Origin of the sequence: Lentihominibacter hominis (genome assembly GCF_014385065.1) — a bacterium.
In the GTDB taxonomy this organism is placed as follows: Bacteria; Bacillota; Clostridia; order Peptostreptococcales; family Anaerovoracaceae; genus Lentihominibacter; species Lentihominibacter hominis.
Window position 1 is genome coordinate 376,645 of the sequence record NZ_JACRTA010000003.1, and the last position, 15,678, is coordinate 392,322.

At 37.7% G+C, this 15,678-nt stretch carries 13 protein-coding genes; 2 read left to right on the forward strand and 11 right to left on the reverse strand.

Annotated elements, in window-relative coordinates; all coding sequences use genetic code 11:
- Positions 1-8: 8 nt before the first annotated feature.
- Genes H8692_RS09845 through H8692_RS09860 form a run of 4 tightly spaced genes read right to left on the reverse strand, consistent with a single transcriptional unit; the run spans position 9 to position 3,087 of the window.
- Complete coding sequence (locus H8692_RS09845) at positions 9-1,133, reverse strand: CDP-glycerol glycerophosphotransferase family protein (protein ID WP_187525612.1); 1,125 nt, start codon at positions 1,131-1,133, stop codon at positions 9-11.
- Positions 1,134-1,153: 20 nt separating this feature from the next.
- On the reverse strand, positions 1,154-2,170 hold the full coding sequence (locus H8692_RS09850; RefSeq protein WP_243206963.1) for an ABC transporter ATP-binding protein: 1,017 nt from the start codon (positions 2,168-2,170) through the stop codon (positions 1,154-1,156).
- On the reverse strand, positions 2,059-2,865 hold the full coding sequence (locus tag H8692_RS09855; RefSeq protein ID WP_187525613.1) for an ABC transporter permease: 807 nt from the start codon (positions 2,863-2,865) through the stop codon (positions 2,059-2,061). The genes H8692_RS09850 and H8692_RS09855 overlap by 112 nt, the downstream gene beginning before the upstream one ends.
- A 24-nt stretch (positions 2,866-2,889) precedes the next feature.
- The gene (locus tag H8692_RS09860; protein ID WP_177270743.1) at positions 2,890-3,087 is read right to left on the reverse strand and encodes a helix-turn-helix domain-containing protein; all 198 of its coding nucleotides are present in this window, start codon (positions 3,085-3,087) and stop codon (positions 2,890-2,892) included.
- A gap of 295 nt (positions 3,088-3,382) precedes the next feature.
- Between H8692_RS09860 and H8692_RS09865 the strand changes: the two genes are divergently transcribed.
- Positions 3,383-3,595 carry a helix-turn-helix domain-containing protein gene (locus H8692_RS09865; RefSeq protein ID WP_177270742.1) on the forward strand — a complete coding sequence of 71 codons (213 nt, stop codon included), beginning with the start codon at positions 3,383-3,385 and terminating at the stop codon, positions 3,593-3,595.
- Positions 3,596-3,641: 46 nt separating this feature from the next.
- Here the strand turns inward: H8692_RS09865 and recA are convergent, their stop codons facing one another.
- The 6 genes from recA to H8692_RS09895 form a co-directional block, all read right to left on the reverse strand.
- Entirely contained in the window at positions 3,642-4,763 is a 1,122-nt protein-coding gene (recA, locus tag H8692_RS09870) for a recombinase RecA (RefSeq protein ID WP_177270741.1), read from the reverse strand.
- 181 nt (positions 4,764-4,944) lie between these two features.
- Positions 4,945-6,174, reverse strand: coding sequence for a competence/damage-inducible protein A (locus tag H8692_RS09875; protein WP_187525614.1), 1,230 nt, complete (start codon positions 6,172-6,174; stop codon positions 4,945-4,947).
- 39 nt (positions 6,175-6,213) lie between these two features.
- Positions 6,214-6,747 (reverse strand): CDP-diacylglycerol--glycerol-3-phosphate 3-phosphatidyltransferase, encoded by a 534-nt coding sequence (gene pgsA / locus H8692_RS09880; protein WP_187525615.1) that lies wholly within the window; start codon positions 6,745-6,747, stop codon positions 6,214-6,216.
- A 1-nt stretch (position 6,748) separates the two neighbouring features.
- Entirely contained in the window at positions 6,749-8,080 is a 1,332-nt protein-coding gene (gene rimO / locus H8692_RS09885; protein WP_187525616.1) for a 30S ribosomal protein S12 methylthiotransferase RimO, read from the reverse strand.
- A complete protein-coding gene (locus H8692_RS09890; RefSeq protein WP_187525617.1) occupies positions 8,077-10,692 on the reverse strand; it encodes an FtsK/SpoIIIE family DNA translocase in 2,616 nt (871 codons plus the stop codon). Before H8692_RS09890 ends, rimO begins: the two co-directional genes overlap by 4 nt.
- Positions 10,693-10,723: 31 nt before the next feature.
- Positions 10,724-11,560, reverse strand: coding sequence for an undecaprenyl-diphosphate phosphatase (locus H8692_RS09895; RefSeq protein ID WP_187525618.1), 837 nt, complete (start codon positions 11,558-11,560; stop codon positions 10,724-10,726).
- Positions 11,561-11,824: 264 nt separating this feature from the next.
- Between H8692_RS09895 and H8692_RS09900 the strand changes: the two genes are divergently transcribed.
- A complete protein-coding gene (locus H8692_RS09900; RefSeq protein WP_177270736.1) occupies positions 11,825-12,829 on the forward strand; it encodes an aspartate-semialdehyde dehydrogenase in 1,005 nt (334 codons plus the stop codon).
- Between the two features lie 124 nt (positions 12,830-12,953).
- Here the strand turns inward: H8692_RS09900 and H8692_RS09905 are convergent, their stop codons facing one another.
- The gene (locus H8692_RS09905; RefSeq protein ID WP_187525619.1) at positions 12,954-15,629 is read right to left on the reverse strand and encodes a cation-translocating P-type ATPase; all 2,676 of its coding nucleotides are present in this window, start codon (positions 15,627-15,629) and stop codon (positions 12,954-12,956) included.
- Positions 15,630-15,678: the final 49 nt, after the last annotated feature.

Here is a 15,678-nt window from a genome sequence, read left to right on the forward strand (position 1 = left end):
TTACACACCTATTCATTCATTAATTTCTTTATCAAATCCACTATATTGTCAGTAGCATGTCCTAAATTTTCAGGTAAATATTTCCTTCTGTATCTTTCTATAAAATTCATATCATAATTTTCGCAACAAATGCTTTCCATTAACTTTCCAATGTCTTTAAAAGCATATAGTTCAGCTTCACTTTTCAAATTTATATTGAGACCGTTATTTTCTATATATTCCTTATAATCATAAAGCCAGTAATATGTTTTTTTCTTCAATACTGCTGCTTCCAATGCTGCCGCGGAATAATCTGTTATAAAATAATCACATACGGCTATAAGATCTATAGTCTTCCAGTTTTCCAGATAGTACACGTTATCTGCAGTCTTTTTTGTATGTAGGTATTCTCCCGGATGCTTTTTTATAATAAGTACATAATCTTTATTAACTGAATCTATTATCTTTTCCCATCCCGATTTCATATTTCGCCTGAATGTCGGAGCATAAAGAATTATTTTTTTGTCTCTAAATTCTGGAAATTGGCAAAAAAAATTTTTTCTATTGTATTCTTCTGTATTCAACAAATAGTCAATCCTCGGAAGACCATAATTGAGAATTTTGTCTTCCGAAATATTGAATGATTCGCAATAGTACTTATTCCAAACTGAAGCTCCTGCTATAACATAGTCATAATTTTTATGCATATTAAGCGCATATGCGTATTCACTCTTTCTTCCTGATTTTTTCCCAAGGGTTTGATATCCTGATTTTTTTATTTTACCTATTGCATGCCATATTTGAATTATCTTCAATTTTTTCTTATGCTTTAACAAGCTTACAGCAGGCCAATATGAATCAATTATGCATAGTTTACTGGTTGCAAGATGATACATGCTTGTAAACATGCACTTTATAAACTTAATGTAATCATTTCTTCGGCTACCCATATGACAGCAGATGTTTACACAATGAATACCAGTCAGATCAAGATGATTCTGTATTAAAGAAAAATCTAATGGGAGTTCATTACTTTGCCGACTGCAAAACAATATTTTTTTCTCATCACAGGGAAATAGTTTTAGAAAAAAATATATTATATTCAAAATAAATTTTGATACATGTATTATTCCTTTTGTAATGATTGTTTTCATTGTTTACTCTCTTTTAGTAATTACATCCTCATAAAACTTAATACAATCCCTAGTCCTACAACAAGAACTGTCAGTAGCAATATCAAAATTATCATCTGCTTATGCGACATTTCCACAGGATGCTTAATACGGTTCTCACTCTCACTTGTCACTCTTGTAAGATCTGTGGTTTCTTTTCGTTTGAGACTTTCATTATACATACTCACAGCTTTTTTTATATTCCCATCGTAGAGAACTCTCCCTGACCTGAGTACAATACCCCTGTCACAGAACTGCTTTGCTGTAGCTGTAGAATGCGTAACAAGAAGCAGTGTCGTTCCATAATCTTTTATCATTTTCTTGATTCTATCGACACATTTCTTCTGAAATTTTAAATCTCCTACACTCAATGCTTCATCTACTATCAAAATATCAGGCCTTATACAGACATTTATTGCAAATCCCAGCCTTGCTTTCATCCCGCTGGAATATGTTCGAAGCGGCTGATCTATATATTCACCTATTTCGGCAAACTCTACAATATCCTCTTCAACTTCTTCTATTTCTTTATTGGTCATGCCGGTAAGCTGCCCTTTGAGATAGATGTTCTCTCTTCCTGAAAACTCAGGGTCAAATCCTGCTGTCAGCTCTAAAAGTGCTCCTACCCTTCCTTTCACATGTATCTTTCCGTGAGTTGGAAAAGAGACTCCTGTTATCATTTTAAGTATTGTGGATTTTCCTGCGCCGTTTCGGCCAAACAAAGCAACAGACTCACCTTTTTTTACAGAAAAAGATACATCATTTATTGCTCGTTTTTCTCTATATGTCACAGATTTTATAAATGTAGCCAAGAATCTTTTCTTGTCATTTTTGAATAATTTATATATTTTTGTAACATGATCCAATGCTATAACATTATTTTTATCAGTCATCTTATTTTTCTGCCTCACAAAATATCTGGTATCTCTTTTACGGTTCTGTTGTACGCCCATGTAGCTGCGACGATCATGACGAGCAGCATTATCATAAAACATATGAACGGTATCCTTTCTTGCCATATCCAAGTCTCATATATGAATGTGTTTCTGTATCCAGATGCAAAATAGCTCACAGGATTAAACAGCATTAAAATTTTTATCCAGCCCACTTCTATACTGTTGACATCATACATTACTCCCGAAAGCCAAAATATAGGGGTTACAAAAGAACGAACCAGATTTTTAAAGTCCTTACTCATAGCAGAAAGCATAGAAGCAAACAGACTCCAAAATGTAAAAAATATTACCATAAGCAACAAATATATGGGCAATTGCAATATGTATTTGCCCGGGAAATGTCCCAGAATTATGAAAATAATAAGCATAATACCGATAATGAAAAAATGTATCATCAGCTTAGATAAGCCTACGAATGTAGGTATCGTAGATATGGGAAATTTCATCTTTGTAACAAGATATCTGTATTTTAATATCGCCCCCGTACCCTGACTTATCATAGCACTCATATAAAACCACGGTACCATTCCTGCCAATATCCAAAGGATATACGGGCATCCGTTTATATCTCTGTTTGCCCTAAGCCCTATTGAAAACGCGAACCACAATACTAAAACCATGACTGTCGGCTTTATAATAGCCCATGCCCATCCCAGTGCAGCACCGGAATAGGTTTTTACTATATCAGCCTTAGCCAATTTCAATATCTGCTCGCGCCACATAATATGTTCTTTTATTATTTCAAATAATGTTTTCACTTTTTTTTCCTATCAAAACGCCTATTATTTTCTAAATACAAGAATATCTTCAACATTACAATCTAAAATTTCACATAATAAATCAATCGTTACTGTACTCAAGGGTTCGTTATGACGAATCCTGTGTATAGTTGAACTTCTTACGCTGTATTTTTTTATAAGTTTATATGTACTTATATTCTTCTTTTTTATGGTCTCCCAAAAGGGCGTATATTCAATCATTTCCCACTCTCATTTTAACCTGTTTCAGGTTAACAATTGATAAAAATTTTAACCTGAAACAGGTTAATTCATTTATTACTATACAGTATTTTGACCCAATAGTCAATCACCCCCCCCCCCTCAAAAAATAGCAAAAAATTCAAATAAATTTTTTAAAGAAGAAACATATTCTGCATCGTTTTTAATCTGTTTCAGGTTAAAAACGCTATAGAAACAATCATATGTTCTATAATCAAAATCATAAAGTAAAATTTTGGATAAAAATGTCGACTTTATGGAGGTGATATACAACGTAATGTACAGAAGGATCCGTGATTTAAGAACTGATCATGATATGACACAAAAGGAATTATCTAAAATCTTAGGCATGTCACAGACAGGATATTCTAAATACGAGACAGGAGAAAATGACATTCCAACGGAAATACTGATACGTTTGTCGAAGATTTATAATGTCAGCATAGACTATCTGTTAGATCAGACTGACTGTAAAAAACCATATAAATAAAGGAGCTGTTTGGAAAATTCATTCAACAGCTCCTTTATTGTAATTACTATTCTATGATAACTCCATCTTCATCGATTATTATATCATCTGTATCGATTCCCGGGATATCCTGTTCAACATTATCTGTGTCTTTATCCCTATCATTTCTGAGATTATCAAGAAGAATTCCTTCAACTTTATCCATAATATCGGGATTATCTTCAAGATATTTTTTCACATTTTCTCTTCCCTGTCCGATCCGATTTCCTTCGAAACTATACCATGAACCGGCTTTTTCTATGATCTTCGCATCTACGGCACAATCCAAAACATCTCCGGATTTTGAAATGCCCTGACCGTACATGATATCGAATTCTGCCTGTTTAAAAGGCGGGGCAACTTTATTCTTGACGATCTTAACTCTCGTCTTGTTTCCCAATATCTGATCTCCAGACTTTATACTTTCTACTTTTCTCACATCTATTCGCATAGAAGAAAAGAATTTGAGAGCTCTACCGCCTGTAGTTGTCTCCGGATTTCCAAACATCACTCCTATTTTCTCCCTAAGCTGGTTTATAAATATAATAGTAGTATTAGTTTTATTTATAACTCCTGCCAACTTTCTCAGGGCCTGTGACATAAGACGCGCCTGCATACCCACTGTAGCATCTCCCATAGCTCCGTCTATCTCATGTTTTGGAACAAGCGCTGCAACGGAGTCAACCACTACTATTTCAACAGCTCCGCTCCTGACAAGCATTTCAGCTATCTCCAAAGCTTGTTCTCCGTAATCAGGTTGAGAGACGAGAAGTTCATCAACATCCACCCCAAGATTTTTCGCATACTCAGGATCAAGCGCGTGCTCAGCATCTATAAAAGCCGCTCTTCCGCCCTGTTTCTGCGCCTCGGCAATTATATGAAGCGTAAGAGTAGTTTTACCTGATGATTCAGGACCAAATACTTCAATGATCCTTCCCTTCGGAACTCCACCTATTCCCGTTGCCAAATCAAGACTCATTGAGCCTGTGGATATAGCCTCTATATTCATTCTGGCACCGTCATCACCGAGTTTCATTACAGCACCTTTGCCAAATTGTTTCTGTATCTGTGCAAGAGCTTCATTCAACGCTTTATCTCTGTCTTCCTTACTGGCCGACTTCATATTTTTAGTTTCATTTTTAGCTGCCATATAATTACCTCCAAATCAAGAACGTTTGTTCTTTAATTATAATACCCTATTTTTACCATGAGGTCAAGAAAATTATCTCGAATTTTTATGGAATAATTTTACATTTTATTATGCGTTTTGTCAATATATTAAGTATATTTACTATAGACATGGCTGCGAAAAAAATCGCAGCCATACCCTATTATATATTCTTATTTATCATGTCTAACATACTGAGCAGTGTATAATGCCTGTTCCATTTCCTATTGACATCTCTCATAAGAACTTTTTTACAAAGCTTCTTATCTCCATAAATAAAACCTATATACACAAGTCCTACCGGTTTTTCCCTGCTTCCTCCGTCAGGGCCTGCTATTCCGGTAACAGATATGCAGATGTCACTACCGCTTACCCTCTTCAGTCCTTCTGCCATTTCAACAGCAGTTTCTTCACTTACAGCACCAAATTCATCTAAAGTCTCAGCTCTGACTCCAAGTTCATCCATTTTAGCTTCATTGCTGTAAGTTACAAGGCCCCGCTGAAATACCCTGGAAATCCCCGGTATATCTGTGACTGCCGCAGCAAACATGCCGCCTGTACATGATTCAGCCGATGACAATGTAAGTCCTTTTTTCATAAGTTTTTGACATACTACCTCAACCAGCTCTTCATCATCACAGCTGTAAATATAATCTCCGATCCTTTCTATCACTGTTTCAAGCATACGATCAACAGCTTCTTTTGCTTCATGACGTGATTTCTTCTTTGACGCTATCCTAAGAGAGCATTCTCCCTCTTTTGCATATGTTGCAAGTGTCGGATCAGTCTGATCGTCTATAAGATCCATAAGTTCTGTTTCCAGCTGAGACTCTCCTATACCAAATGCTCTTATCATCCTATAATAAATGACATCATCAGACATCGATTCTAAAAACGGCATAACACTTTTTTCAAACATCCTTGTCATCTCTCTCGGAGGCCCGGGCATACATATTATATACTTGCCGTCTTTTTCTAAAGCGAAACCGGGAGCCGTTCCTGCATCATTATAAAACACTTTAGCTCTGGACGGCAGTATCGCCTGTTTCTTGTTGTTCTCCGTCATTTCTCTTCCAAGATTCTTAAAGTATGAGACAAGCTCTTCCATTGCATCATCGTCAAGGACCAGTTCATCACCCATTACTTCACAGGCCACCTCTTTAGTCAAATCATCCTGTGTAGGCCCCAGACCTCCCGTGGTCAATACCAAATCACAATCCTCAAAAGCTAAGTTTATCATATCAAACACTCTTTCCGGATTATCACCTACAGTATAATGATACATGACATCATATCCCAGCATATTAAGTTTATTTGAAAGATATACTGTATTAGTATTGGTTATCTGGCCGAAAAGTAGCTCTGTTCCTACACTTAAAATAGCTGTTTTCATCTTTACTACCTCTTTTCTGCTAAAAAATTTTCCTAATTTCTACATAGAAAATAATTTTTTATTTTTAGCTATGTATTCAATACCTGAAACAATAGTCATTATCAAAGCTATCCAAAGAAATATAGTATCCATAGGTAAATTAAAGTTCAAAAGGCTAAAAGGCCAGTTTTCCAATATAAGAAGAGGTATTGCTATCATCTGAGTTATAGTTTTGATCTTTCCTGTAGTACCTGCCGCTATTACTATTCCCTGAGCCGCTGCTACTTGTCTCATACCTGTTATTATAAATTCTCTTCCCAGTATTACAATCACCATCCACCCAGGAACATATTCAACCTGTACAAGACATATGAGAGCTGACATAACCAGAAGCTTATCGGCAAGAGGGTCCATCAGTTTTCCGAAATTAGTCACCAAATTATGTTTTCTTGCTATATGCCCGTCAAGCATATCCGTCAAAGCTGCCAATATAAAAATTATAGCTGCAGCATATTTATATCCCATGAGAAAAACTACAATGAATACAGGTATGGCAAATATCCTCCCCATAGTAAGTTTATTAGGCAAATTCATATTATTCCTCCTTTTCTCCTATCAAATCATAATCAAAAGCATCCGTTATATGTATCCGAACCATATCTCCGGGACTAAGCTTATCATTTGATTTAAAAATAACGGTATTGTCTATTTCAGGCGCATCATATACAGTTCTTCCAATATAAGCCCCTTCATTATCTATTTCGTCAACCATGACCTCTATAGTATTTCCCACCTTTGCTTGGTTTATTTCTCGGGAAATATCAAGCTGCCTTCTCATTACAGTATCGGCTCGAACAGACTTCACATCCTCTTCTATCTGATTATCCATATTTCCTGCAACCGTACCTTCCTCACGTGAATAAGCAAATACACCCAGACGCTCAAATTTTGTTTCTTCAACAAAATTTACAAGTTCCTCGAAGTCTTTCTCACTTTCTCCGGGAAATCCGACGATGAAAGTAGTCCTTATATGTATATCAGGAATAGCTGACCTTAATCTTCCTATTGTATCCTTAATACTTTCTGTTGTGGAATATCGATTCATCGCATTAAGTACATCATTTGAGATATGCTGCAGCGGAATATCTATATAATTACAAATTCTTTCTTCTGAAGCCATTACATCAATAAGTTCATCGGTTATCTTGTCCTCATAACAGTACATAAGCCTTATCCATCTTATGCCTTCTACCCGGCACAGCTTTCTTAAAAGCTTTGGCAGCATCAATTTTCCGTAAATATCACGTCCGTACTCTGTCACGTCCTGAGCTATCAGAATTAACTCTTTACACCCCTTTGAGGCCAGAATCTCCGCCTCATCCACTATATTCTCCATAGGTCTGCTTCTGTATTTTCCCCTTATCTGAGGTATAACACAGTATGTACAGCAATTATTGCAACCTTCTGCAATCCTCAAAGTCATGGAATACGGATTTTCCTTTATCTTTCTGGCAGAAAATTCTTCAAAGCCATCGGACTGGCAACTGAATATCTGCTGCCTTTCGCCCCTTTTAAATCCCTTCACAATCTGTGGAAGGCGCTCATAATCATTGACTCCCAGGAAAATATCTACCTCCGGAAGTTCATCGGCAAGTTCCTTTCCGTAACGCTGGGAAAGACAGCCTGAAACAATCAGGATTTTTTTGCCTCTTTCATCCCCTTCATCTATAAACCGTGCCATATCAAATATACAGTCTATAGATTCCTGTTTAGCATCATTTATAAAACCACAAGTATTTACCAGTATTGCATCGGCTTCCTTTAAGGAATCTGCCAGCTCCATGCCTGCAGCCTCCCATATACCTTCTATCCCTTCAGAGTCATTAAAATTCTTAGGGCATCCCATCGTTGCTATATATAACTTCATTCTTGTTCCAAATCCTTTGTATTATCTCGCATATTCATCAGATCTTCTTCCGAAATCAATACCTGTCTCGGTCTGCTTCCGTCTGACGGACCTACTATCTGACGGTCTTCCATCATATCTATTATTCTGGCTGCTCTGTTATATCCTATCCTAAACCTTCTTTGCAGCATGGATACAGATGCCTGCTGTGCCTGCACCACCAATTCTATGGCTTCCGGCAAAAGTTCATCCTCAAGATCCCGCTCACTCTTTTCGGCAGCAGGTGTATTGGCTCGCTCTATAGAATCCATTACATTAGATGAATACTCAGCTTTCTCCACCTGTCCTTTTACAAATTCGATCACATCATGAACTTCTTCGTCAGAAATAAAAGTTCCCTGTACCCTTGTCGGCTTACCGCTGCCAAGAGGATTGAATAGCATATCTCCTTTTCCAACTAATTTTTCAGCCCCTGACATATCCAATATAGTTCTGGAATCAAACTGAGAAGACACTGCAAAAGCTATACGTGAAGGTATGTTGGCTTTTATCACACCTGTAATGACATCTACAGAAGGTCGCTGAGTAGCAACGATCAAATGCATTCCGGCAGCTCTTGCTTTTTGCGCCAATCTGCAAATCGACTCTTCTACCTGCGAAGGCGCTGCCATCATAAGATCTGCCAGCTCATCTATGATAATAACAACCTGCGCCATCACTTTTTCTTCCTCGCCTTTATTTCTCATGGTGTTATTATAACTTGCCAATTCTCTTACGCCTTCTTCGGCAAACTTCTTATATCTGTCATCCATTTCAGCTACAGCCCAATTAAGAGCAGCGGCGGCTTTCGACGGTTCTGTCACTACAGGAATTAACAGATGAGGTATTCCGTTGTAATTGGCCAGCTCCACGACCTTAGGATCGATAAGAACAAGTTTAACCTCTTCAGGTTTCGCCTTATACAAAATACTTGTTATTATACTATTTATACAGACACTTTTTCCCGACCCTGTAGATCCTGCGATCAGAAGATGCGGCATAGATTTCAAATCAGCAACAATAGCCTTGCCTGCTATATCCTTTCCTACAGCAAAAGTTATTTTTGATTCGGATTTTTTAAAAACTGCGGAATCTATGATCTCTCTTATGGTAACCATATTGATCCTGTCATTTTCTATTTCAATCCCAACTGCAGGTTTTCCCGGTATAGGGGCTTCTATCCTTATACTTTTGGCCTCCATATTGAGAGCTATATCATCAGCCAGATTTTTAATCCCCTTAACCTTGACTCCACTGTTGGGATGTACTTCATATCTTGTAACTGCCGGTCCTTGAGTAACATTTGTCACCTGAGCATCTATATTAAAACTATGAAGAGTATTTTCCAGTTTTACAGCCTTAGCTCTTAGAATATTCTCTTCCTCAGCCGGATTAGTTCCCTTTTTCTTAGCCTTTGTCAGAAGATCTATCGAAGGAAATTTATAACTTTCAGATGAAGATGTTGTTATATTGAAATCATCCTCACGCAACATACTCTTCTCTGCTTCCGCCTTTGTCAATTTTTCTTCCATCATCTTTGGAGAAAATCCTCCCACTATAATAGGGCTTCCGAAACCTTCGGATTTTACGTCATCATCTTCACATTGATAAGATGACTCCTGATCCGTGATATCAAAAGTATCCACAGGCGTAGTTTTCATCTTTTTCTTATCTTTCTTACCGCTTTTTTGTCTGTCCTCTCCCAGTGAAAAATCAAGACCGTCCGTTACTTTTCCTGAAGCAATATCTTCATCCTGTACATACCCGAGAATTTTCTTCTGCCGTGCAGTAATCCCCGTATCACCATATCCTTTAGATTCCGCTGCCGCATAAACCTCAGCAGTACTGTGAGCAGGAGTCCGTTCTTTCATATCATCAGAATGTATTGATCTCTGCCGCTGTTTTCCCGCAGCACGTTCTTCTCTGAATTCATCACGCTTTACTTTTCTTTCTTTTGCTTTTTCCAGAAAACGTGATACCGGAGTATTCATCAGCATAAGAAGACATATCACCACCGCTACTACAGAAAATATATAAAGTCCCGGAACACCAATCAGTTTAACGATTAATTTCCCAGTCATCATTCCGAAGGCCCCTCCGTCATCAAGAGCCATGCCATTGTTATAATATACCGGAATATTCCAAAACCTCTGATTTAAAACTGTATCATTAATAAATCTTCCTGAATTCATCAGAGAAATCATCAAAAATATTATAAGCAGCAATACTGCTGATTTTATTCCCACATGTATAGTTTTTCTCATAAACAACAAAACGCCGTATATTATAAAATAATACGGCAGTATATATGCAGCAAATCCAAACATTCCTTTAAAAAAATGTGATAAAGATAAACCTATTGTTCCGGCAGCCTCAGTTTGAAACGCTATTATAAAAAAAACACCTATGGCAATTAAAATTATAGCTACAATCTCATCCCTTACACTGCTGTCGAGTTTCTTTGCTTCAGGTTTTACAGACTGAGCTTTCACTCTGGATGATGAGGATGATGCTATTTTTCTTCCTGAATTTTTACTGCTGTTTCTATTCCTGCTGCCAGAAGGCTTTTCCGACTTTTTTCTCTTCTCCTTCATTGTTTACCTCTAATAAATAAACTTCTATCATCTACACAAAAATCAAAGCGTAAACTATCACCACTATACCAAGCGCCCATGTGTAAACAGAAAAACCCATAAGATTTTTATTGGAAACAAGCTTTATCATAGCTTTAATGGCAAACAGCCCTGATAATGCCGAAACCAGCACACCAACCACAACAGGCCCAATAAGCGACATATCCATTCCTGCTTTAAAAGCATCCGGCGCTTCTACTATTACAGATCCAAGTATAGACGGAATAGAAATAAGAAAAGCAAATTTGACAGCAAATTCCCTGTTAAGACCTGAAATTAAACCTCCGAAAAGAGTCGATCCTGATCTTGAAATCCCCGGACATATAGCTACACCCTGCATAAGACCTACAAAAAAGGCATTCCTGAATTTCATCTCTTTAATACCTTTACTGTTCCTTCCCATTCTCTCCGCTATGACAAGTATCGTACCGGTTATAAGAAGTCCTATACCTATGGCAATAAGTGACAGATACATGGCATTAAACAGATCATTGAAAAGCAGCCCGATGATAGCTGTAGGTATCGTTGCTACAATTATCATGAAACCAAGTCTTCTCGTAGGATTAGCATTTATTCTCAAGCCTTTTCCTGTAAATATATCCTTAATCACCGCACCAAGTTCTTTTACAAGAGCTACAATATCCTTCCAATACACGATGAAAACCGATATAAGCGTCCCTAAATGAAGCAATACTGCAAATGGAAGCACATTTTCAGAGCTTATTCCAAAGAAATACTGTAAAAGTGCTAAATGTCCTGAGCTGCTTATAGGCAAAAACTCAGAAAGTCCTTGTGCCAGTCCCAAAATTATCCCTTGAATGTACGTCATGATTTAATCCTCCCTGCCTTTTCTCATGTATATTCAATTATGCCGTAAGGCATTTTAGTCAACTTGTTAATTATACCACAACAGTATATCAAATAATATGTATTTTTATTTAATCAGCACAGAAATTGCGACAAAATCTTGTCTTAACCCTTTACATCTGCACACTTTCGGTAGTATAATTAATGGCAAAGCGTTTTTAAAATTAACCGCTGAAATGTTTGTGAATATAATAAAATTAACAATAAATTTAGGAGGTCATTATTTATGAACAGAAAACCAAATATTGCAGTCGTGGGTGCTACAGGAGTAGTCGGTTCCACATTTTTAAAAGTTTTGGAGGAAAGAGATTTTCCTTTCGAAAACATTTACATGATGGCATCGGCCAAATCTGCAGGCAAAAAATTGACCTTCAAAGGTAAAGAATACATAATCGAAGAACTCACAGAACATTCCTTTGATAAGCCTATAGATATTGCTCTCTTTTCAGCAGGCGGTTCCACAAGCGAGAAATTTGCTCCCATAGCAGCTTCCAAAGGTGTTATCGTTGTTGACAACAGCAGTCAGTGGAGAATGGATAAAGAAGTTCCTCTTGTCGTTCCGGAAGTAAATCCAGAAGATATAAAATGGAATAAAGGCATCATAGCTAATCCTAACTGCTCCACTATACAGGCTATGGTTGCACTCAAACCTCTTCAGGAAAAATACGGAATTAAAAGAGTTGTTTATTCAACCTATCAAGCTGTTTCAGGCTCAGGGGTGAAAGGGATCAACGATCTTAAAAACGGCTTGGCAGGAAAAGATGATGAACTTCAGGCTTACGCTCATCCTATTGCCGGAAATTGTCTTCCTCATATAGATGTGTTTACCGATAACGGCTACACTAAAGAAGAAATGAAAATGATAAATGAAACCCATAAGATCCTTGATGAAAATATCAAAGTAACAGCCACAACAGTAAGAGTGCCTGTTTTTGATTCTCACAGTGAATCTATCAATGTCGAACTTGAAAAACCTTTTGAACTGAAAGACGTCGTTGAACTGTTCAAAAATTCACCCGGAATCATCGTTCAGGATGATGTTGCCAACAATGTATACCCTCTTGCGAGAGATGCTGCAGGTACTGATGAAGTATACATCGGCCGTATCAGAAGAGACTTCTCACTTGATAATGGCCTTAATATCTGGGTCGTTGCCGATAATATCAGAAAAGGTGCTGCAACAAATGCAATACAGATAGCTGAGCAGCTCATAAAAGATATGGACGATTAAATAACTGTTTTTACGAATTAAAAAACTGCCAAATCAGAAAAAATGATAAGGCAGTTTTTTTTATATTATATATCGAAATAATTTATATACCCCAAATTATATTTAAAAAAAGTGACTCTGTTTATCAAACATTGTTTTTTCTCTCTTTTACTTTTTTCTGTATAAGCTTGATAAACTGTATAACGGGAATATTCAAAAACGCCAAACCATACACCGTCAGAAGCTGAGGGATTCCCAAAGCATGGACTTTAAATACATGATCAAAGGCAGGTACAGCAAGAGCCATTGTTATCAAAATCATTCCAAGAAGAAAGGCGCCTATAAGATACTTATTGTTCCAGAACCTTTTGGTGAATATCACAGGTCTGTCAGATTTACAGTTAAACCCATGGAAAAGCCTGCTGCTGCAAAGTGTTCCGAAAGCCATAGTACTTCCCAAAAGGGCGCTTCCGCCAAACTCGCCGGCAGTAAACCACCCGTTTAAACCAATCAAAAACGCCACAACGGTCATTATACATATAGAAAGGCCACCAATACCTATTTTGGACAGAAAATCCTTTGTCAATATAGATTCATTGGCAGGTCTCGGTTTTTCCTTCATAAGGTCTGCATTATGAGGCTCAAGTCCCAGAGCTATCGCCGGAAGACTATCTGTAAGCAAATTGATAAACAACAGGTGAACAGGTGCAAAAGGAACAGGAAGAGCAAACACAGATGCATAAAGAACCACCAATATCGCTCCAAAATTTCCCGAAAGCAGAAACTGTATGGCATTTTTTATGTTCTTATATATATTTCTTCCGTTTTCCACAGCCTTCACTATAGTGGCGAAATTATCATCTGTAAGAACCATAGCGGCCGCATCTTTCGAAACTTCACTTCCCGTGATACCCATAGCTACACCTATATCAGCCTGTTTAAGCGCAGGCGCATCATTTACACCGTCCCCTGTCATGGCCACGATGTTGCCTTTATCCTGCCAAGCCCTTACGATCCTGATCTTGTGTTCCGGAGAAACCCTTGCATAAACAGAAATTCCCTCCACATATGACTTAAGTTGTTCATCATCCATATCATCTATTGAAGAACCCTCACAGGCTTCCGATTCGTCCTTCAATATCCCGATCTTCTTAGCTATAGCAGCCGCAGTGACTTTATGATCTCCTGTTATCATCACAGGTTTTATGCCGGCATCTATACATTCGGCAACAGCCGCCATAGATTCTTCCCTCGGCGGGTCCATCATAGAGATAAGGCCTAAGAACACCATTTCATTTTCATCATCAATCCCTGGAACAAAACCATGTTTTATTTCTTTATAAGCGAAGGCCAGCACCCTCAGCCCATTTTGGGAAAAATCACTATTACATGTCTCTATATCAGTTATATCCTGCTGCGTAAGAGCTCTTACCCCCTGTGCTGTTTGTATTGCCGTAACCCTATTAAGCAATACATCTACAGCCCCCTTTGTTATCATCACATTTTCGGCTCCGTTGAATAAATCCGGCCGATCACCTGTAAGCCTGTGACATGTAGACATCAGTTTTCTGTCACTGTCAAAAGGTATTTCTTCTGTCCTTATGCTTACACTCCTCTCCATATCATATGAAATGCCGAGCTTTATGCCGATATTTATAAGAGCAGTCTCTGTAGGATCTCCGATTTCTTTGCCGTCTGCTATTGTAGAATCATTACACAAGATACTCGATAACAACAGTTGTCTTTCTCCGTTATTTCCAATATCAATATCCGAAGATGATATCTTTTTTCCATGAACATAATAGTCTTCTACAGTCATCTTATTTTGAGTAAGAGTTCCTGTTTTATCTGAACAGATAACAGAAACACTTCCAAGTCCCTCTACAGCCTGAAGTTTTCTGATTATAGCATGTTCCTGGGCCATTTTCTGCGTTCCAAAAGAAAGTACAATAGTCACTATAGAACTTAATGCCTCCGGTATAGCCGCTACTGCAAGAGCCACAGCGAAAAGAAAAGCATCGCCTATAGGCTGGCCTCTAAAAACACTTATACCGAACAATATTCCGCAGAAAACGAGTATAAGGATTGATAACTTCTTTCCGAAATTATCAAGATTGACTTGAAGCGGGGTTTTCTTTTCAGATGTAGTTTTCAAAAGCGTGGCTATTTTTCCTACTTCTGTTTCCATTCCTATGGCAGTTACAAGGAATTCCCCTCTGCCATAAGTAACAAAACTTCCTGAATACACCATATTGAGCCTATCGCCAAGAGGGACAGTCTCTTCTATCACTGAAACATCTTTCTCAACACCAAGGCTCTCTCCGGTAAGCGCACTTTCATCAATTTTCATACCTGCATTTGAAATTATTCTGCCGTCAGCAGGTACAAAATCACCCGCCTCTAAACTCACTCTATCACCTACGGTAATTTCGGAAGCTGGAATTTTTATAAATTGCCCTCCTCTGAATACCTTTGCTTCAGGCGCTGACATTTTCTTAAGACTGTCTAAAGACTGTTCAGCTTTAACAGTCTGCACAGTTCCCAATATAGCATTTATTGTTATTACTACCAATATAACAATAGCACTTTCTACATCACCCAATATTCCTGATATTATTGCTGCAAATATCAATATAATAACAAGAAAATCTTTAAACTGTTCAAAAAAAAGCCTGATAATGGATTTTTGCTTTCCTTCCACAAGTTCATTAGGCCCGTATTTTTCTCTATTAGACGCCACCTGCTGATCACTGAGAGGTTCTGTGCTTCCATTAACTGTAACCATGGCGTCTTTCTCAGTCATTTTATAAAACTCGTTCATTCCATGCTCCTTTTAAATTATTATACCCATATCTCACATTTTACTTTCA

Excerpts from the sequence above, each read along its gene's own strand:
- H8692_RS09845 (WP_187525612.1), bottom strand. The coding sequence starts at position 1,133 with ATGAAAACAATCATTACAAAAGGAATAATACATGTATCAAAATTTATT.
- H8692_RS09850 (WP_243206963.1), bottom strand. The coding sequence starts at position 2,170 with ATGGCAAGAAAGGATACCGTTCATATGTTTTATGATAATGCTGCTCGT.
- H8692_RS09860 (WP_177270743.1), bottom strand. The coding sequence starts at position 3,087 with ATGATTGAATATACGCCCTTTTGGGAGACCATAAAAAAGAAGAATATA.
- H8692_RS09865 (WP_177270742.1), top strand. The coding sequence starts at position 3,383 with ATGTACAGAAGGATCCGTGATTTAAGAACTGATCATGATATGACACAA.
- recA (WP_177270741.1), bottom strand. The coding sequence starts at position 4,763 with ATGGCAGCTAAAAATGAAACTAAAAATATGAAGTCGGCCAGTAAGGAA.
- H8692_RS09875 (WP_187525614.1), bottom strand. The coding sequence starts at position 6,174 with ATGAAAACAGCTATTTTAAGTGTAGGAACAGAGCTACTTTTCGGCCAG.
- pgsA (WP_187525615.1), bottom strand. The coding sequence starts at position 6,747 with ATGAATTTGCCTAATAAACTTACTATGGGGAGGATATTTGCCATACCT.
- rimO (WP_187525616.1), bottom strand. The coding sequence starts at position 8,080 with ATGAAGTTATATATAGCAACGATGGGATGCCCTAAGAATTTTAATGAC.
- H8692_RS09890 (WP_187525617.1), bottom strand. The coding sequence starts at position 10,692 with ATGAAGGAGAAGAGAAAAAAGTCGGAAAAGCCTTCTGGCAGCAGGAAT.
- H8692_RS09895 (WP_187525618.1), bottom strand. The coding sequence starts at position 11,560 with ATGACGTACATTCAAGGGATAATTTTGGGACTGGCACAAGGACTTTCT.
- H8692_RS09900 (WP_177270736.1), top strand. The coding sequence starts at position 11,825 with ATGAACAGAAAACCAAATATTGCAGTCGTGGGTGCTACAGGAGTAGTC.
- H8692_RS09905 (WP_187525619.1), bottom strand. The coding sequence starts at position 15,629 with ATGAACGAGTTTTATAAAATGACTGAGAAAGACGCCATGGTTACAGTT.